This window comes from Granulimonas faecalis (genome assembly GCF_022834715.1).
Lineage (GTDB): Bacteria > Actinomycetota > Coriobacteriia > Coriobacteriales > Atopobiaceae > Granulimonas > Granulimonas faecalis.
This window is the reverse complement of record NZ_BQKC01000001.1, coordinates 524,985-542,469: the sequence shown is the minus strand read 5'-3', so window position 1 is coordinate 542,469 and position 17,485 is coordinate 524,985. Positions and strand designations below refer to the sequence as shown.

Here is a 17,485-nt window from a genome sequence, read left to right as displayed (position 1 = left end):
TTAGTTCTCCTTCGTGCCGAACATCTGGGCCACGGTGATGCCGCGGCGCTCAGCGGTCTGCTCGGGGCTCTCAAGCTGCTTGAGGCCGTCGGCCGCCGCCTTGATGACGTTCATGGCGTTGGTGGTGCCGAGCGACTTCGACATGACGTTCTTGATGCCGGCGAGCTCGAACAGCGGGCGCACGGAGCCACCGGAGATGACACCGGTACCCTCGATGGCGGGCTGGATCAGCACGCGGCCGGCACCGAAGTGGCCCATGACCTTGTGGGGGATGGAGCCCTCGTCGGTGACGGGCACGTGGAACATGTTCTTCTTGGCGTCGTCGACGGCCTTCTGGATGGCCAGGGGCACCTCGGCGGACTTGCCCATGCCGAGGCCGACGTTGCCCTTGCCGTCGCCCACGGCCACGAGGGCGACGAGGGAGAAGCGGCGGCCGCCCTTGACGACCTTGGACACACGGTGGATGAAGACGACGCGCTCCTGGAGATCGGAGGCGTCACGCTGCTTCGGGTTACGAGCCATCTGTCATACCTCCTAGAACTTCAGGCCCGCAGCGCGGGCACCATCGGCGAGGGCCTTGACGCGGCCATGGTAGATGCGGCCGCCACGGTCGAACGTGACGGTGGTGACGCCCTTGGCGAGCGCGCGCTCGCCGATGAGCTTGCCCACGATCTCGGCGGCCTCCTTGTTGGAGCCCAGCTTGCCGGTGGCGCGGAACTCGGGGTCGAGGGTGGAGCAGGTGCAGATGGTCTTGGCGTCGACGTCGTCGATCACCTGCGCGTAGATGTTGGCATTGGTGCGGTGCACCGAGAGGCGCGGACGCTCCGCGGTTCCGGTGATCTTGCTGCGGACGCGACGCTCGCGGCGCTTCAGCCCGAGCTTCTTCGCCTTCTGCTTGTTCATGGAAACAGTCTCCTTCTATCACGCCGCCACCTGACGGGGTGGCGGACTTGAAAACCGGGCGCAGACACTACTTGGCGGCCTTACCGAGCTTGCGGCGCACGTGCTCGTCCTCGTAGCGGATGCCCTTGCCCTTGTAGGGCTCGGGGGGACGCTTGGCACGGATCTCGGCGGCAACCTGGCCGACCTGCTCCTTGGAGATGCCCTTCACCACGATGTGGGTGTTGTCGGGGACCTCGAAGGAGATGTTCTCCGGGGCCGCCATGATGACGGGGTGGGAGTAGCCAAGGGAGAGGTCGAGGTCGCGGCCCTTGAGGGCGGCGCGGTAACCGACGCCGACCAGCTGCAGGCGCTTCTCGAAGCCCTGGGACACGCCCAGGACCATGTTGTGCACGAGGGTGCGGGAGAGACCCCACTGGGCGTTGGCCTCGCGGGTCTCGTTCTCGGGGGCGACGAGCACCTCGTCACCCTCGACCTTGAAGGACACCAGGGGCGAGAAGGTGCGGGTGAGCTCGCCCTTCGGGCCCTTGACGATCACGGTGCTGTTGTCGACTGCCACGGTGACTCCGGCGGGAATCTGGACAGGCATCTTGCCGATACGGGACACGGTATCTCCTTTCAGTCCTGCCGGGTTACCACACGAAGGCGATGATCTCGCCGCCGACGCCGGCCTTGCGGGCGTCGCGGTCGCACATCATGCCACGGGAGGTGGAGATCACGGCAGTGCCGAGGCCGCCCAGCACGCGGGGCAGGTCGGCAGCGGAAGAGTACTTGCGCAGACCGGGCTTGGAGATGCGCTTGATGCCCTTGATGGTGCGGGCGCGCTTGGGCCCGTACTTGAGGGTGATGACGAGGGTCTTCTGGGGCTTGGTGTCGTTCACCACGTAGCCCTCGACGTAGCCCTCCTCCTGGAGCACACGGGCGATCTCGACGAGCACCTTTGTGGACGGCATGGCCACCTCGGCCTTGCCGACGGTGTTCGCGTTGCGGATGCGCGTGAGCATATCGCTGATGGGGTCGTTCACGTTCATGCAGATTCTCCTTCGTTACGGATGAAACCACCACGATCGGTTCGTCGGCACCCGTGGCGCCGACGCCTTCTCGCGGGTCCTCCTCCGAGGTCCCCCAGCCTTACCAGCTGGCCTTGCGGACACCGGGGAGATCGCCCTTGTTTGCCAGCTCGCGCAGGCAGACACGGCACAGGCCGAACTTGCGGTACACCGAGTGCGGACGGCCGCACCGCTGGCAGCGGCGCTGCGTGCGCGTGGAGTACTTCGGCGTGCGCTGGGCCTTGACGATCATCGAAGTCTTAGCCACAAATCCTCCTTCATCAATGCGTCCCGGCAGCTGCCGGGCGACACATGGAAACCTGGTTTACTTGCCGTTCTTCTTGAACGGGAAGTTGAAGCCCTCGAGCAGGGCCTTGCCCTCCTCGTCGGTGGCGGCGGTGGTGACGATGGTGATGTCCATGCCGCGGGTATGGTCGACCTTGTCGAAGTCGATCTCCGGGAAGATCGTCTGCTCGGTCACGCCAAGGGAGTAGTTGCCGCGGCCGTCGAAGCTCTTGACGGGGAGGCCGCGGAAGTCACGAATGCGCGGGATGGCGATGTCGATGAGGCGGTCGAGGAAGTCCCACATGCGGTCCTTGCGCAGGGTCACCTTGGCGCCGATGGGCATGCCGGCACGGAGGTGGAAGGTGGCGATGGACTTGCGGGCTCGGGTGACCATGGGCTGCTGGCCCGTGATGGTGCGGAGGTCGGCGACGGCGGCGTCGATGGCCTTGGCGTCGGTGGCGGCCTCGCCCACGCCCATGTTCACGACGATCTTCTCGATCTGCGGGACGGTCATGGGGTTGGTGTAGCCGAACTGCTCGATGAGCTTGGCGCGCACCTCGTCCTCGTACCTGGTCTTGAGACGGGGGACGTACTTCTCTTCTGCCATGGTTCTCCTTCTGGGGTTTTAAGCGCGGGGCTGTCCTATGGCTCCGGGGTCCTCGCGCCCCCTGGTCATGGTCTTTGGCCAGGGGCCGGCACAGTGCAATTCAGAATCATAGGACAGAGTCAATGGCAGGCACGCGAGAATCGCGCCCGCCACACAATGAATCCGACAAAAACGGGCCCCGGCGAACGTGTCGCCGGGGCCCACTGTCAGGCGTTGCCTGGGTTCCTTAGAACTGGGCGCCGCACTTCTTGCAGACGCGGACCTTCTTGCCCTCGTCGTTCCAGTCGTGGCCCACACGGGTGGCCTTGTCGCAGCTCGGGCAGACCAGCATCACGTTGGACACGTAGATGGGGGCCTCCTGGCTCACGATGCCGCCCTGGGGGTTGGCCTGGGTCGGGCGCATGGCCTTCTTGACCATGGCGACGCCCTCGACGACCACACGGCCCTCGGAGGGCAGCGCGCGCAGCACCTTGCCGCGGGCGCCCTTGTCCTTGCCGGAGATGACCTCGACGAGGTCGCCCTTCTTGACGTTCATCTTAGGCATATCGTCTGGACCTCCTACAGCGTCTCGGGTGCGAGCGAGACGATCTTCATGTACTTGCGGTCGCGCAGCTCGCGGGCGACGGGCCCGAAGATACGGGTGCCGACGGGATTGCCGTCCTTGTCGATCAGGACGCAGGCGTTCTGGTCGAAGCGGATGTAGCTGCCGTCCTTGCGGCGGGTCTCCTTGACGGTGCGCACGACGACGCAACGGACGACGTCGCCCTTCTTCACCGAGCCACCGGGGGTGGCCTCCTGGACGGCGCACACGATGACGTCGGCGATGCCGGCGTAACGGCGCTTGGAGCCGCCCAGGACCTTGATGCACTTCACCTTGCGCGCGCCGCTGTTGTCAGCGACGTTGAGCACGGTCTCCATTTGAATCATAGTTCTATCCTCCGTACCGCCGGGTTCCAGAGGTGCGCCCACGAGAGCGACGCACGTGTGCCGGGGTTCTGATGGCGGTGGCTACTTGGCCTTCTCGACGATCTCCACAAGACGCCAGCGCTTGGTCTTGGACAGGGGGCGGGTCTCCATGACCCTCACGGTGTCGCCGATGCCGCACTCGTTGTTCTCGTCGTGGGCGTGGAGCTTCTTGGTGACGTTCATCATCTTGCCGTACTTGGGGTGCGGCTTGCGCTCGGTGATCGACACCGTGATGGACTTGTCGCCGGAGATCGACGACACGACGCCGGTGCGGACCTTGCGCGAATTACGGGAATCGCTCATGTTTCTTCTCCCCTAGCGACTAGTTGGCGGCTTTGGCGGCCGCGATCTCGCGCGCGCGCATCTCGGTCTGGATTCGGGCGATGTCACGCTTGACGGTGGTCACCCGAGCGGTGTTGTCGAGCTGGCTCGTGGCCATCTGGAAGCGCAGGTTGAAGAGCTCGGCCCTGGCCTCCTCGAGCTTGGTGGACAGCTGCTCGTCGGTGAGCTCGCGAATCTCTTTGGCCTTCATACTGGTTAATCCTCCTCGGCCTGGTCGGCGCGGGAGACGATCTTGGTGCGGATGGGAAGCTTGTGCTGCGCCAGACGCAGGGCCTCCTTGGCAACCTCTTCGCTCACGCCGTCGATCTCGAACATGATGCGGCCGGGCTTGACGACGGCCACCCACTCCTCCGGGTTGCCCTTACCGGAACCCATGCGGGTCTCGGCGGGCTTCTTGGTGATGGGCTTGTCCGGGAAGATGGTGATCCAGACCTTGCCGCCACGCTTCATCTGGCGGGTCATGGCGATACGGGCGGCCTCGATCTGGCGGTTGGTGATCCAGTGGCACTCCTCGGCGCGGATGCCCCAGGAGCCGAAGTTGAGCTTGGTGCCGCCCTTGGCCTTGCCCTTCATGGAACCGCGCTGCACCTTGCGGTGGAGAACACGCTTGGGAGCCAGCATTAGTTGCCCCTCCTCTCGTTACGGCGACGGGGGCGGGACGGGCCCTCGAGCGCAGGGTTGGGCGCAGGCTGGCCCGGCAGCTTCTCGCCGAGGTAGATCCAGGTCTTCACGCCGCAGGCACCCATGATGGTGCGGGCAGTGGCCTCGGAGAAGTCGATCTTGGCACGGAGGGTCTGCAGGGGCACGCGACCCTCGCGGTACCACTCGCGGCGGCCCATCTCGGCACCACCGAGACGGCCGGAGCACTCGATGCGGATGCCCTTGGCGCCGGACTTGCGGGCGCTCTGGACGGCCTTGCGCATGGCGCGACGGAAGGCGATGCGCTGCTCGAGCTGCTCGGCGATGGACTGGGCGACCAGGCTGGCGTCGAGCTCGGGGCGCTTGACCTCGATGACGTCGACGGACACGCCGCCCTTCTCGGTGCCGGCGATCTTCTCGAGCTCACGACGGAGGGCGTCGATCTCGGAGCCCTTCTTGCCGATGACGATGCCGGGACGGGCGGTGTAGATGACCACCTTCACCTTGTTGCCGGCACGCTCGATGTCGACCCGGGAGAGGGCGGCACGCTCGAGGCGCTTCTTGAGGAACTTGCGGATCTTGAGGTCGTTGCCGACGTTGGCCGAGTAATCCTTATCGGCGTACCAGCGAGAACGCCAGTTCTCGGTGACGCCGAGACGGAATCCGGTGGGAGAAACCTTGTGACCCATGGATCTGTTACGCCTCCTTTCGGGGAGCGACGGTGACGGTGATGTGGCTGGTGCGCTTGTTGATGCGCGAGGCCGAGCCCTTGGCGCGGGGACGGATGCGCTTCAGGGTGGGGCCCTCGTCGACGTAGGTCTCGACGATCACGAGGTCGTCGGGACGGAAGCCCTTGTTCTGGTAGGCGTTGGCCACCGCGGAGCGGAGGACCTTCTCGACGTCGACCGCCACGGCACGCTCGGAGAAGCGGAGGATCTCCATGGCGCGCTCGACGGACTTGTTGCGGATCTGGTCGACGACCAGGCGCGCCTTGCGCGGCGCGACGCGCACGTACTTCGCGGTCGCGGACACGTGCGACGGATTAGTGGTGCTCTTTGCCATGCTTGTCTATCCCCTCTTTTAGGCCTTGTGTCCGCGGAAGGTGCGGGTGGGGGCAAACTCGCCGAGCTTGTGGCCCACCATGGACTCGGTGATGTACACGGGCACGTGCTTGCGGCCGTCGTGGACGGCGATGGTGTGGCCGACCATGTCGGGGAAGATGGTGGAGGCACGCGACCAGGTCTTGATGACCTCCTTGGTGCCGGCCTCGTTCTGCGCGACGACGCGCTGGAGGAGGCGGGTCTCCACGTACGGGCCCTTCTTGAGACTCCTGCTCATAGGTAATTGCTCCTGCTTCTCGCGACTGCGCTACTTCGTCTTGCGACGGCGGATGATGAGACGGTTCGAACCCTTCTTCGGGTCGCGGGTCTTGGCGCCCTTGGACGGCTTGCCCCAGGGAGAGACCGAGGGACGGCCGGAGGTGTGGTTCTTGCCCTCGCCGCCGCCGTGCGGGTGGTCGACCGGGTTCATGACCGTGCCGCGGACGGTGGGACGGATGCCCTTGTAGCGGTTACGGCCGGCCTTGCCGATGCGGATGTTGGAGTGGTCGGCGTTGCCGACCTCGCCCACGGTGGCGCGGCAGGTGACCAGCACACGGCGCATCTCGGAAGACGGCATGCGCAGGATGGCGTACTTGCCCTCCTTGCCCATGAGCTGCACCGAGGTGCCGGCGGAACGGGCGATGGCAGCGCCCTTGCCAGGCTGGAACTCGATGGCGTGGACCAGGGTGCCGACGGGGATCTCGGACAGCGGCAGGGCGTTGCCGGGCTTGATGTCGGCGCCGGGGCCGGAGATGACGGTGTCGCCCACCTTGAGGCCCTTGGGGGCCAGGATGTAGGCCTTGGCGCCGTCGACGTAGTGCAGCAGGGCGATGCGGGCCGAGCGGTTGGGGTCGTACTCGATCGTGGCGACCTTGGCGGGCACGCCGTCCTTGTTGCGCTTGAAGTCGATGCGACGGTACTTGCGCTTGACGCGGCCGCCCTGGTGACGGGTGGTGATGCGGCCGTTGTTGTTGCGACCGGCCTTCTTGGGCAGGGGCTCGAGAAGCGACTTCTCGGGCGTGGTGCAGGTGATCTCGGAGAAGTCCGAGACCGTCTGCCAACGCCTGCCCGCGCTGGTCGGCTTGAGATGCTTGACTCCCATGGTGATGTTCCCTTTCGAATATGTCCGATGGCCGCCCCGGCCAGGGATCGGCTTGACGCCGGGACCGGGACGACGCCGGATTACCACGGTACCGCGCGTATCCATTGCGGCACCGACCCGGACCCGCGACGGGGCCCGGGCCTCATCAGAGGACTACTCTGCGACCTGCTGGCCGAAGATCTCGATGGTGTCGCCCTCGGCGAGGGTGACGATGGCCTTCTTCCAGCGGCGGGTCTTGCCCTGGGCGTAGCGCACGCGCTTGTTCTTGGGCTTGACCCACATGGTGTTGACCTTGACGACCTTCACGTTGAAGATCTGCTCCACGGCGCTGGCGATCTCCTGCTTGGCGGCGTCACCGGCCACCTCGAAGGTGTACTTGTTGTCGCCCATCTGGTCGAAGGTGCGCTCCGAGACGATGGGGCGGATGATGACGTTGTAGACGGAGTTCATTAGACGAGAGCCTCCTCGAGGGTCTTGGCGACGGCCTCGGTCATGAGGAGGGCGCCGTTGTCGATGAGGTTGTGGGTGTTGGCCTCGTTGACGCCCAGGACGCGGACGTTGGGGAGGTTGCGGAACGAGATCATCTCGACGATGTCGTCGTTGCCCACCACGACGGTCACGCGCTTGTCGGCGATGCCGAGGGACTCGAGGAGGGCCTTGGCCTTCTTGGTCTTGGGCTCATCGCCGAAGTCGATGGAATCGACGAGGAAGAGCTCGCCGTCGGCCAGCTTGCCCGAGAGGACAGAGCGCATGGCCAGCTTGATCTCCTTCTTGTTGGTGCGCTTGTAGTGCGAGCGCGGGGTGGGGCCGAAGGGCACGCCGCCGCCGACCCACTGGGTGGCGCGGATGGAGCCCTGACGGGCACGGCCGGTGCCCTTCTGGCGCCACGGCTTCTTGCCGCCGCCGGAGACCTCGGAGCGGCCCTTGGTGTCATGGGTGCCCTGACGCAGGCAGGACAGGTAGTTGACCACCACGTGGTGCACCACCGGGATGTTCGGCTCGATGCCGAACACGCGGGAATCGAGCTCGACGGTCTTGACCGAGGCGCCCTCCGCATTCTTGACTTCGATGTTGGACATCTGGATTCTCCTTGTGAGCCTGAGGGTGAGAACGTTCGAAGGCCCTTAGGCCATGCGGATCTGGACCAAGGCGTTCTTGGGGCCGGGCACGGCGCCCTTCACGAGCATGAGGTTCTGCTCGGGGTCGATGCGCACCAGCTTGAGGTTCTTGACGGTGACGCGCTCGTGGCCCATGTGGCCGGCCATGTGCAGGCCCTTGCGCACGCGGGCGGGGTAGGCGCACTGGCCGATGGAGCCCGGGCGGCGCTGGTTGCGGGAGCCGTGGGTGATGGGGCCGCAGGCGAAGTTCCAGCGCTTGATGGTGCCCTGGAAGCCCTTGCCCTTGGAGGTACCGGTGACGTCCACGTTCTTGACGCCCTCGAAGTCCGCCACGCTCACGACGTCGCCCACCTTGTGGTCGGCGGCGTTGTCTACGCGGACCTCGCGCAGATAGCGCATGGGCTCGACGCCGGCCTTGGCGAAGTGGCCCTTCATGGGCTTGTTGACGCGGGAGGCCTTGATGTCGCCGAAGCCGATCTGGACGGCGTCGTAGCCGTCGGTGGCCTCGGACTTGACCTGCGAGACGACGCAGGGGCCGGCCTGGATGACGGTGACGGGGACGACGTTGTCCTCCTCGTCCCAGACCTGCGTCATCCCGAGCTTGCGGCCGAGAATCGTGCTGACCATTCCTGTTCCTTACCTTCGGTGGTCATGGGACGGCACGGGGACCGCATGCCCCCGTTCCCAGAGGACCACATCCTACGGATCGCCGCTCTTTGGGATACGCCCGACCCCGTGGTATGAGTCTCGGCACAGAACACCCCAAATTGCAGCCTGAATAGTATAGGGCCCGCCTTCCCCATTTCATAGATTCTCCCCAGAGGAAGAACAAAACGGGAATGGCGGGCCCAGGAAAAGGGGCCGGGCTTGCGGCCCGGCCCCTGTCGACTGCCTTGACTTAGGCGTCGAGCTTGATGTCGATCTCCACGCCCGCGGGAAGGTCGAGGCGCATCAGCGAGTCGACGGTCTCGCTCGGGGGGTCGAGGATGTCGATGAGGCGCTTGTGGGTGCGCATCTCGAACTGCTCGCGGGAGTCCTTGTCCTTGTGCGGCGAGCGGATGACGCAGTAGAGATTGCGCTCGGTGGGCAGGGGGATCGGGCCGGAGACGCGGGCGCCGGTCTTCTGGGCGGTCTCGACGATCTGCCGGGAGGACTGGTCGACGACCTCGTGGTCGAAGCCCTTGAGGCGGATCCTGATCTTCTGGTTAGACAACGTGGTACCTCCATCGATGGGCGGGCGGAATGCTCGCGGGCTTGGTGACTAGGCGTTTCCGCCGGCCTTGCTGACGATCTCGTCGGCAACGTTCTTGGGGACGGGCTCGTACTCGGCGAACTGCATGGTGTAGCTCGCGCGGCCCTGGGTCTGGGAGCGGAGGTCGGTGGCATAGCCGAACATCTCGCCCAGGGGCACCTTGGCCTTGATGACCTTGGTGTTGCGGCGGTCCTCCATGCCCTCGATCTTGCCGCGACGGCTGGAGAGGTTGCCCATTACGTCGCCCATGTACTCCTCGGGAGTCTCGACCTCGACGGCCTCGATGGGCTCGAGCAGGACGGGGTTGGACTTCTTGAGGGCGTCCTTGATGGCCATGGAGCCGGCGATCTTGAAGGCGGCCTCGGAGGAGTCGACCTCGTGGTAGGAGCCGTCGGTGAGGGTCACCTTGACGTCCACGACCGGGTAGCCGGCGATGACGCCGGACTGCAGCGCCTCCTGGATGCCCTTGTCGATGGAGGGGATGAACTCCTTGGGCACCACGCCGCCGACGATGGCGTTGACGAACTCGTAGCCGCTGCCGGGCTCGGTGGGCTCGATGTCGATGATGGCATGGCCGTACTGGCCGCGGCCGCCGGACTGGCGGACGAACTTGCCCTCGGCGTGGGTGACGGGCTTGCCGGCGGTCTCGCGGTAGGCGACCTGGGGCTTGCCCACGTTGCACTCCACCTTGAACTCGCGGCGCAGGCGGTCGACGATGATCTCGAGGTGCAGCTCGCCCATGCCGGCGATGATGGTCTGGCCGGTCTCGTGGTCGGTGTGCACCTTGAAGGTCGGGTCCTCCTCGGCGAGCTTGGCGAGGCCCACGGACATCTTGTCCTGGTTGGCCTTGTCCTTGGGCTCCACGGCGACGTCGATGACGGGCTCGGCGAACTCGATGGACTCGAGCACGATGGGGTGGGCCTGGTCGCAGAGGGTCTCACCGGTGGTGGTGTTCTTGAGGCCCACGACGGCGACGATGTCGGCGGTGGAGCAGGACTCGCGGTCCACACGGTCGTTGGCGTTCATCTCGAGGATGCGGCCGAAGCGCTCGCGGTCCTCCTTGACCGAGTTGTAGACGTAGCTGCCGGCGTCGGCGGTACCGGAGTACACGCGGACGTAGGTGAGCTTGCCCACGTAGGGGTCGGTCATGATCTTGAACGCGAGGGCGCTGAAGGGCTCGTCGTTGGACGGCTTGCGGACCTCGGGCTCCCCGTTCTTGGGGTTGAAGCCCTCCACGGGGGGCACGTCGAGCGGGCTCGGCAGGTAGTCGATGACGGCGTCGAGGAGCTCCTGGATGCCCTTGTTCTTGTAGGCGGAGCCCACGAAGACCGGATTCATGGCGTTGCCCAGGGTGGCGGCACGGATGGCGCCCTTGAGGACGTCGACGGGGATCTCCTCGTCCTCGAGCACGAGCTCCATGAGCTCGTCGGAGTAGTCGGCGGCGGCGTCGACCAGCTCGGTGCGCTTCTCGTTGGCGAGCTCGACGAACTCGGCGGGGATCTCATCGAGAGCCTCGGGGTAGATCATGCCCTTGGCGTCCTCCTTGAAGTCCCACGCGGTCATGGTGACCAGGTCGATGAGGCCCCAGAAGTCGTTCTCGGCGCCCATGGGGACCTGGGCGGCCACCGCGGGGGCGGACAGGCGGTCCTTCATGGTCTCGATGGCGTTGAAGAAGTCGGCACCCACGCGGTCGTACTTGTTGATGAAGGCGATGCGCGGGACGTTGTACGTGGAGGCCTGGCGCCACACGGTCTCGGACTGCGGCTGCACGCCGGCCACGGCGTCGAAGACGGCCACGGCGCCGTCGAGGACGCGCAGGGAGCGCTCGACCTCGGAGGTGAAGTCCACGTGGCCCGGGGTGTCGATGATCTGGATGGTGTGGTCCTTCCAGAAGCACGTGGTGGCGGCGGACGTGATGGTCACGCCGCGCTCCTGCTCCTGGGCCATCCAGTCCATGGTGGCGGCGCCGTCGTGCACCTCGCCGATCTTGTGGGTCTTGCCGGTGTAGTAGAGGATGCGCTCGGTGGTGGTGGTCTTACCGGCATCGATGTGGGCCATGATGCCGATGTTGCGCATGTTCTTGAGGTTGTACTTGCTCTTGGCCATTGCGGTGTTCTCCCTTAGCGCGGCTTACCAGCGGTAGTGCGAGAAGGCGCGGTTGGCCTCGGCCATCTTGAAGACGTCCTCGCGCTTCTTGACGGAGGCGCCCACGCCGTTGGAGGCGTCGATGATCTCGTTGGCCAGGCGGTCGGCCATGGTCTTCTCCTTGCGGGAGCGGGAGAAGCCGACGATCCAGCGGATGGCGAGGGTGGTGGAGCGACGGGAGTTGACCTCCATGGGCACCTGGTAGGTGGCGCCGCCCACGCGCTTGGGCTTGACCTCGAGGGTCGGGCGCACGTTTTCCATGGCCTTCTTGAACACGGCGAGCGGGTCCTGGCCGGTCTTCTCGGCCACCTGGTCGAAGGCACCGTAGACGATGCGCTCGGCGGTGGACTTCTTGCCGTCGAGGAGGACCTTGTTGATGAGCTGGGTCACGAGACGGTTGTTGTAGACGGCGTCAGGGGTGACCTCACGGCGGTTCGCTGCTGCACGACGCGGCATGTGTTTCTCCTTACGTGCTGATCTTCAGGGCTTGAGGCTAGGAGCGCTTGGCGCCGTAGCGGGAGCGGGACTGCTTGCGGTTCTGCACGGCGGCGCAGTCGTAGGCGCCGCGGATGATCTTGTAGCGAACACCGGGGAGGTCGCGCACGCGGCCGCCGCGGATGAGGACGATGGAGTGCTCCTGGAGGTTGTGGCCCTCACCGGGGATGTAGGCCGTGACCTCGATGCCGTTGACGAGGCGCACGCGGGCCACCTTGCGCAGGGCCGAGTTCGGCTTCTTGGGCGTGGTGGTGTACACGCGGGTGCAGACGCCGCGCTTCTGGGGGTTGCCCTTGAGGGCCGGCTTCTGGGACTTGGCCTTGGTGCTCTTGCGGCCCTGGCGGACCAGCTGGTTGATGGTAGGCAAGTTTTCTCTCCTTCGTACCTGTTTGAGGCTCACATCGACCATATGTAGAGGCGACGCAGCACAACATCGCCTGGATCGGCGCAAGACGGGATATTATGCCGGTGTTTTCTCGCTGTCAATTGTCCACGTAGCCGGGCGTATCCCATTCCACCCGCCCTCCATCCCACAGGGAAGGGGCCCTCCCGGACATTCCGGGAGGGCCCCTCGGGAAGAGCCGCTCGCTTAGCCGTTCTTGCGGGGACGGCCGCGCTTCTTGGGCCTCAGCGCCTGGGCACCGCCGTCGCGGTAGGCGGCGCACCAACGGAAGAAGGCGCTCTTGCTGGCAACGCCGTGGGAGAGCATGGCGTCGCTTGCCGTCATGCCACGGTCGAGATGATCCTCGACCGCCTTGAGCTTGGTCTCATAGGTGTAGGAATTCCTCTGAGCTCCTGGCTGCATAATCCACCCCAACAATGCATTGGTCCGGGGGTGCCGCATTGGGGAGACGGTCTCCCAGTCCGATGGCGGTCGGCCCCCATATCGATGTGACAAACACTGTTGGTTGGGTACCCAGCGCCCCTCCCCCATTACTTCCCGGTCCATCAAACGTGTCGACACCGTAAACGGCACACAAAAAGGAGCCGGTCCTTAAAGAAACCGACTCCTTTAATTACTAGAAAGCTGTAAGCAGAAAGCTGTTATGCCCCGCCTACTCGCCGCCCAGCATCTCGTCCTGATGGGCCACCTGGGTGAGGATGTCGTCGAGGGAGTTGAGGTCCTCGTTGATGGCGGCGGGGTTGACGTTGTCGCTCGCGGTGCCGCCGATGAGCTCGTCGTCGAACCCGTGGTGGGTGGACGGCGCGGCGGTGCCGAGCATGACGTTGTCGGCATCGGGCGAGAACACCATGTTGAGGAGCTGGGAGAGCTCGTCTACATCGGCGGCGTCGTCGTCCTCCGGCTGGAGCAGGTAGAGGAGGTTGCGCTCCTCGAGGCCCGCACGGAGCTCCTCGATGGCCTTGGCGCCGATGCCGTCGATGCGAAGCAGGTCGTCCTCGGTCTTGCCGATGAGGTCGCCGACGGTCTCGATGCCCACCTCGCTGAACTTGTTGGTCCAGCGCTGGGACACGCCGAGGTCGTCGAAGAGGTAGAGCTTGGCGTCCTCGGAGGACAGCGTGCGGCCGTTCTTGGAGTACACGCCGGGGTAGTAGTCGTCGCCGGCCCACTCGAGCTGCTTGGGCAGCTGCTCCTCGATGCTCTTGAGCTCGTCGGGGGCCCACTCGGGCAGCGACTTGTCGAGCGGCGAGGAGGGGTGGTCGATGGACTCGCCGTGGTAGGTGAGCTCGACGTCGCGGTAGGCCTTGAGGCCGGTGCCGGCAGGGATCTGCTTGCCCACGATGACGTTGCTCTTGAGGTCCATGAGGTGGTCGACCTCGCCCTTGATGGCGGCCTCGGTGAGGACGCCGGCCGTGCGGATGAACGAGGCGGAGGACAGCCAGGCGATGGAGCTCGCCACCTTGAGCGTGCCGAGGATGGCGGGCTCGGCCTCGGGCGGGGTGCCGCCCTCGAGGGCGATCTCGTTGACCTTGTCGGCGAACTCGTAACGGTCCACGTACTGGCCGAGGAGGTACTTGGAGTCACCGGGGTTGGTCACCTGGACGCGGCGGAGCATCTGGCGCGCGATGACCTCGATGTGCTTGTCGTTGAGGTCGACGCCCTGGGAGGTGTAGACCGACTTCACCGACTCCACGAAGGTGTGCATGGTGGACTCGATGTCCGTGAGCTTGCGCAGGTTGCGGAAGTTCACGAAGCCGTGGGTGAGCTGGTCGCCCGCGCGCACCGTCGCGCCGTCCTCGATGCCCGGCATGAAGCGCACCGACGCCGGGACGTCCTTGGTGGACAGCACGCGGCTGGGGTCGTCGGAGTCGAGGATGGTGATGTGGTACTCGTTCTGCTCGGGCACGATGTGCAGGAGGCCCGAGTAGGGGGCGAGGTCGGCCTCGCGTCCGAGGATCTTCTCGTTAACGTTGCCGACGACGTCGAACATGCGGCCGACGGTGGGCAGGCCCTGGGTGATGTCGTCGGCTCCGGCCACGCCGCCGGAGTGGATGGTACGCATGGTCAACTGCGTACCGGGCTCGCCGATGGACTGGGCGGCGATGATGCCCACGGCCGTGCCGATGTTCACCGGGCGGCGCGTGGAGAGGTCCCAGCCATAGCACTTCTGGCAGACGCCGTACTTGGAGCGGCAGGTGAGCAGGGCGCGGAGCTCCACCTTCTTGAGGCCGGCGTCCACCATGGAGCGGATGTCGTCCACGGACTCGATGTAGTCGCCCTCCTGGAAGAGCACCTCGCCGGTCTCGGGGGCCACGACATCATCGAGGACGCAGCGGCCCACGAGGTCGACGTTGAGGTCGTCGGTGCCGGGGAGCACGAGGTTGTAGGTCACGCCCTCGGCCGTGCCGCAGTCGGCCTCGCGCACGATGACGTCCTGGGCCACGTCCACCAGGCGGCGGGTGAGGTAACCGGAGTCGGAGGTGTGCGACGAGGTGTCCACGAGGCCCTTGCGGGCGCCGTAGGTGGAGATGAAGTACTCCAGCGGGCGCAGGCCCTCGCGGAAGTTGGCCTTGATGGGCAGGTCGATGGTGTCACCGGACATGTCGGCCATGAGGCCGCGCATGCCGGCGAGCTGGCGCAGCTGGGTCTTGGAGCCACGGGCGCCGGAGTCGGCGAGCATGTAGATGGGGTTGTCCTCGGAGAAGCCCTTGAGCATGACCGAGCCGAGCTCGTCGGTGCAGGAGGTCCAGGCGTTGACGACCTCGGTGTGGCGCTCGGCCTCGGAGAGGAAGCCCATCTCGTAGTTCTCGTTGATGGTGTCGACCGCGATCTGCGTGTCGGCCAGCATCTTCTCCTTCTCCTCCGGGATGACGGCGTCCCAGACGGACACGGTCAGTCCGGCGCGGGTGGCGTAGTGGAAGCCCGCGTACTTGATGGCGTCGAGGATGGGCTCGACGTCGGCCAGCGGGTAGCGGTCGCAGCAGTCGTTGACCAGACGGCCCATGTCGGAGCTGACCATCTTGTAGTTGATGAAGGGGTAGTCGTTGGGGAGGCACTGGCGGTTGAAGATCACGCGGCCGGCCGTGGTCTCCACGCGGACCGCGCCCTCGGTGACGTCGTAATCAGTGTAGGAGTCCTTGGAATCCATGACGCGGAACAGCAGGCGGTCATCCTCGGTCTGGATGTTGGCGTCCTCGGGCCCCACGCGCACGAAGACCTTGGCCTGGATGTCGAGGTCGGCGTGGGCGTCGTAGGAGGCGATGACGTCGTCGAAGTCGGCGAAGGCCCTCCCCTCGCCCGCGACGCCCTCGTGCTCGGTGGTGAGGTAGTACACGCCGAAGACCATGTCCTGGGACGGCACCGTCAGCACCTTGCCGGAGGCAGGGGTGCGAAGGTTGTTGGACGACAGCATGAGCACCCGGGCCTCGGTCTGGGCCTGGGTGGACAGCGGCACGTGCACCGACATCTGGTCGCCGTCGAAGTCGGCGTTGAAGGGCTTGCAGACGAGCGGGTGCAGGTGGATGGCCTTGCCCTCGATGAGCACGGGCTCGAACGCCTGGATGGACAGGCGGTGCAGGGTGGGGGCGCGGTTGAGGAGCACGAGGCGGTCGGAGATGACCTCCTCGAGGACGTCCCACACGCCCGGCTCGGAGCGGTCGATGGCACGCTTGGCACCCTTGATGTTCTCCACCTTGCCGAGCTCGACGAGGCGGCGCATCACGAAGGGCTTGAACAGCTCGAGGGCCATGGTCTTGGGCAGACCGCACTGGTGCAGCTTGAGCTGGGGGTCGACGACGATGACCGAGCGGCCGGAGTAGTCGACGCGCTTGCCCAGGAGGTTCTGACGGAAGCGGCCCTGCTTGCCCTTGAGGGTCTCGGCGAGGGACTTGAGGGGCCTGCCGCCACGGCCGGTGACGGGGCGCCCGCGGCGGCCGTTGTCGAACAGGGCGTCGACGGCCTCCTGCAGCATGCGCTTCTCGTTGTTGACGATGATGTCGGGGGCCTCGAGGTCGAGCAGGCGCTTGAGGCGGTTGTTGCGGTTGATGACGCGGCGGTAGAGGTCGTTGAGGTCCGAGGAGGCAAAGCGGCCGCCGTCGAGCTGCACCATGGAGCGCAGGTCGGGCGGGATGACCGGGATGACGTCCAGGATCATGTTGGTGGGGTCGTTGCCGCCCTCCATGAAGGCCTCGACGATCTCCAGGCGCTTGACGGCCTTCTCGCGGCGCTGCTTCTGGCCCTTCTCGTTCTCGAGGATGGCACGCAGCTCCTTGGCGGTGGCGGCGAGGTCGATGTCGGCGAGCAGGTCGCGCACGGCCTCGGCGCCCATGCCGCCGTCGAAGTACAGCGAGTAGTACTTCTTCATCTCGCGGAACAGGGCCTCGTCGGCGATGAGCTCGCCCTTGGCCACGGTCATGAACTTGTCGAAGGCGTCCGTGCGGAGCTGCTTCTCCTCGGCGTACTCCTCCTCGAGGTCGGCGATCTCGGCGCGGATCTCGTCGGCGGACATGGGTTCCACGTCGCCGAACTCGTCCTCGCCGCCCTCGCCCTGCTCGCGGATGCGGGCGATCTGCTCGTCGCGCTCGGCGTCGAGCTGCTCGAGGTCGGCGGCCAGCTCCTCCTTGAGGTCGGTGGCGTCGGCCTCGCGGGCCTCCACGTCGACCTTGGTGATGACGTAGCTCGCGAAGTAGAGCACCTTCTCGAGGTCCTTGGACTTCATGTCGAGCATGCGGGCGAGCGGGAAGCTCGTGGGGCTCTTGAAGTACCAGATGTGGCTCACAGGGGCGGCGAGCTCGATGTGGCCCATGCGCTCGCGGCGGACCTTGGAGCTGGTCACCTCGACGCCGCACCGGTCGCAGACGATGCCCTTGAAGCGGATGCCCTTGTACTTGCCGCAGGCGCACTCCCAGTCCTTGGAGGGCCCGAAGATCTTCTCGCAGAAGAGGCCGTCGCGCTCGGGCTTCAGCGAGCGGTAGTTGATGGTCTCGGGCTTCTTGACCTCGCCGTGGGACCAGGAACGGATCTGCTCGGCAGAGGCCAGGGAGATCTTGATGGCGTCGAAATCAGTGGTGTCGAAATCTGCCACAG

Annotated in this window: 24 protein-coding genes; all 24 read right to left on the bottom strand. The window is 65.8% G+C overall.

From position 1 onward, the window contains the following. The 24 genes from rpsE to OR600_RS02345 all read right to left on the bottom strand — a co-directional run bounded on the left by rpsE (position 1) and on the right by OR600_RS02345 (position 17,483). Entirely contained in the window at positions 1–522 is a 522-nt protein-coding gene (rpsE, locus tag OR600_RS02460) for a 30S ribosomal protein S5 (protein ID WP_135978835.1), read from the bottom strand. A gap of 12 nt (positions 523–534) precedes the next feature. Then, entirely contained in the window at positions 535–903 is a 369-nt protein-coding gene (gene rplR / locus OR600_RS02455) for a 50S ribosomal protein L18 (protein WP_135978836.1), read from the bottom strand. 67 nt (positions 904–970) lie between these two features. After that, positions 971–1,507, bottom strand: a complete 537-nt coding sequence (gene rplF, locus OR600_RS02450) for a 50S ribosomal protein L6 (RefSeq protein WP_135978837.1) — start codon at positions 1,505–1,507, stop codon at positions 971–973. 25 nt (positions 1,508–1,532) lie between these two features. After that, positions 1,533–1,931: a 30S ribosomal protein S8 gene (rpsH, locus tag OR600_RS02445; protein WP_135978838.1), complete on the bottom strand. Its 399-nt coding sequence runs from the start codon at positions 1,929–1,931 to the stop codon at positions 1,533–1,535. A gap of 100 nt (positions 1,932–2,031) precedes the next feature. Then, positions 2,032–2,217 carry a type Z 30S ribosomal protein S14 gene (locus OR600_RS02440; RefSeq protein WP_135978839.1) on the bottom strand — a complete coding sequence of 62 codons (186 nt, stop codon included), beginning with the start codon at positions 2,215–2,217 and terminating at the stop codon, positions 2,032–2,034. A 57-nt stretch (positions 2,218–2,274) separates the two neighbouring features. Then, a complete protein-coding gene (gene rplE, locus OR600_RS02435) occupies positions 2,275–2,841 on the bottom strand; it encodes a 50S ribosomal protein L5 (RefSeq protein ID WP_135978840.1) in 567 nt (188 codons plus the stop codon). A gap of 226 nt (positions 2,842–3,067) precedes the next feature. Next, positions 3,068–3,385, bottom strand: a complete 318-nt coding sequence (rplX, locus tag OR600_RS02430; RefSeq protein WP_204406481.1) for a 50S ribosomal protein L24 — start codon at positions 3,383–3,385, stop codon at positions 3,068–3,070. A 14-nt stretch (positions 3,386–3,399) separates the two neighbouring features. After that, the gene (gene rplN, locus OR600_RS02425; protein ID WP_135978841.1) at positions 3,400–3,768 is read right to left on the bottom strand and encodes a 50S ribosomal protein L14; all 369 of its coding nucleotides are present in this window, start codon (positions 3,766–3,768) and stop codon (positions 3,400–3,402) included. A gap of 81 nt (positions 3,769–3,849) precedes the next feature. Continuing rightward, positions 3,850–4,110: a 30S ribosomal protein S17 gene (rpsQ, locus tag OR600_RS02420; protein WP_135978842.1), complete on the bottom strand. Its 261-nt coding sequence runs from the start codon at positions 4,108–4,110 to the stop codon at positions 3,850–3,852. 19 nt (positions 4,111–4,129) lie between these two features. Further along, entirely contained in the window at positions 4,130–4,339 is a 210-nt protein-coding gene (rpmC, locus tag OR600_RS02415) for a 50S ribosomal protein L29 (protein WP_135978843.1), read from the bottom strand. Between the two features lie 5 nt (positions 4,340–4,344). Beyond that, complete coding sequence (gene rplP, locus OR600_RS02410; RefSeq protein ID WP_135978844.1) at positions 4,345–4,770, bottom strand: 50S ribosomal protein L16; 426 nt, start codon at positions 4,768–4,770, stop codon at positions 4,345–4,347. After that, positions 4,770–5,477: a 30S ribosomal protein S3 gene (rpsC, locus tag OR600_RS02405; RefSeq protein ID WP_135978845.1), complete on the bottom strand. Its 708-nt coding sequence runs from the start codon at positions 5,475–5,477 to the stop codon at positions 4,770–4,772. Before rpsC ends, rplP begins: the two co-directional genes overlap by 1 nt. 7 nt (positions 5,478–5,484) lie before the next feature. Next, positions 5,485–5,850 carry a 50S ribosomal protein L22 gene (gene rplV, locus OR600_RS02400; RefSeq protein WP_135978846.1) on the bottom strand — a complete coding sequence of 122 codons (366 nt, stop codon included), beginning with the start codon at positions 5,848–5,850 and terminating at the stop codon, positions 5,485–5,487. An 18-nt stretch (positions 5,851–5,868) separates the two neighbouring features. After that, positions 5,869–6,126 carry a 30S ribosomal protein S19 gene (gene rpsS / locus OR600_RS02395; protein ID WP_135978847.1) on the bottom strand — a complete coding sequence of 86 codons (258 nt, stop codon included), beginning with the start codon at positions 6,124–6,126 and terminating at the stop codon, positions 5,869–5,871. Between the two features lie 30 nt (positions 6,127–6,156). Then, entirely contained in the window at positions 6,157–6,990 is an 834-nt protein-coding gene (gene rplB / locus OR600_RS02390; protein WP_135978848.1) for a 50S ribosomal protein L2, read from the bottom strand. 153 nt (positions 6,991–7,143) lie between these two features. Next, on the bottom strand, positions 7,144–7,440 hold the full coding sequence (gene rplW / locus OR600_RS02385; RefSeq protein WP_204406482.1) for a 50S ribosomal protein L23: 297 nt from the start codon (positions 7,438–7,440) through the stop codon (positions 7,144–7,146). Continuing rightward, complete coding sequence (gene rplD, locus OR600_RS02380) at positions 7,440–8,069, bottom strand: 50S ribosomal protein L4 (RefSeq protein ID WP_135978850.1); 630 nt, start codon at positions 8,067–8,069, stop codon at positions 7,440–7,442. Before rplD ends, rplW begins: the two co-directional genes overlap by 1 nt. A gap of 45 nt (positions 8,070–8,114) precedes the next feature. Continuing rightward, positions 8,115–8,735, bottom strand: a complete 621-nt coding sequence (gene rplC, locus OR600_RS02375; protein ID WP_135978851.1) for a 50S ribosomal protein L3 — start codon at positions 8,733–8,735, stop codon at positions 8,115–8,117. Between the two features lie 271 nt (positions 8,736–9,006). Continuing rightward, positions 9,007–9,321, bottom strand: a complete 315-nt coding sequence (rpsJ, locus tag OR600_RS02370; RefSeq protein ID WP_135978852.1) for a 30S ribosomal protein S10 — start codon at positions 9,319–9,321, stop codon at positions 9,007–9,009. A gap of 48 nt (positions 9,322–9,369) precedes the next feature. After that, positions 9,370–11,466, bottom strand: coding sequence for an elongation factor G (gene fusA / locus OR600_RS02365; protein ID WP_135978853.1), 2,097 nt, complete (start codon positions 11,464–11,466; stop codon positions 9,370–9,372). 24 nt (positions 11,467–11,490) lie between these two features. Beyond that, on the bottom strand, positions 11,491–11,961 hold the full coding sequence (gene rpsG, locus OR600_RS02360) for a 30S ribosomal protein S7 (protein ID WP_135978854.1): 471 nt from the start codon (positions 11,959–11,961) through the stop codon (positions 11,491–11,493). A gap of 37 nt (positions 11,962–11,998) precedes the next feature. Next, positions 11,999–12,367 carry a 30S ribosomal protein S12 gene (gene rpsL / locus OR600_RS02355; RefSeq protein ID WP_135978855.1) on the bottom strand — a complete coding sequence of 123 codons (369 nt, stop codon included), beginning with the start codon at positions 12,365–12,367 and terminating at the stop codon, positions 11,999–12,001. Between the two features lie 222 nt (positions 12,368–12,589). Beyond that, on the bottom strand, positions 12,590–12,805 hold the full coding sequence (locus OR600_RS02350) for a helix-turn-helix domain-containing protein (RefSeq protein WP_168354118.1): 216 nt from the start codon (positions 12,803–12,805) through the stop codon (positions 12,590–12,592). A gap of 250 nt (positions 12,806–13,055) precedes the next feature. After that, positions 13,056–17,483 (bottom strand): DNA-directed RNA polymerase subunit beta', encoded by a 4,428-nt coding sequence (locus OR600_RS02345; RefSeq protein WP_265590583.1) that lies wholly within the window; start codon positions 17,481–17,483, stop codon positions 13,056–13,058. Positions 17,484–17,485: the final 2 nt, after the last annotated feature.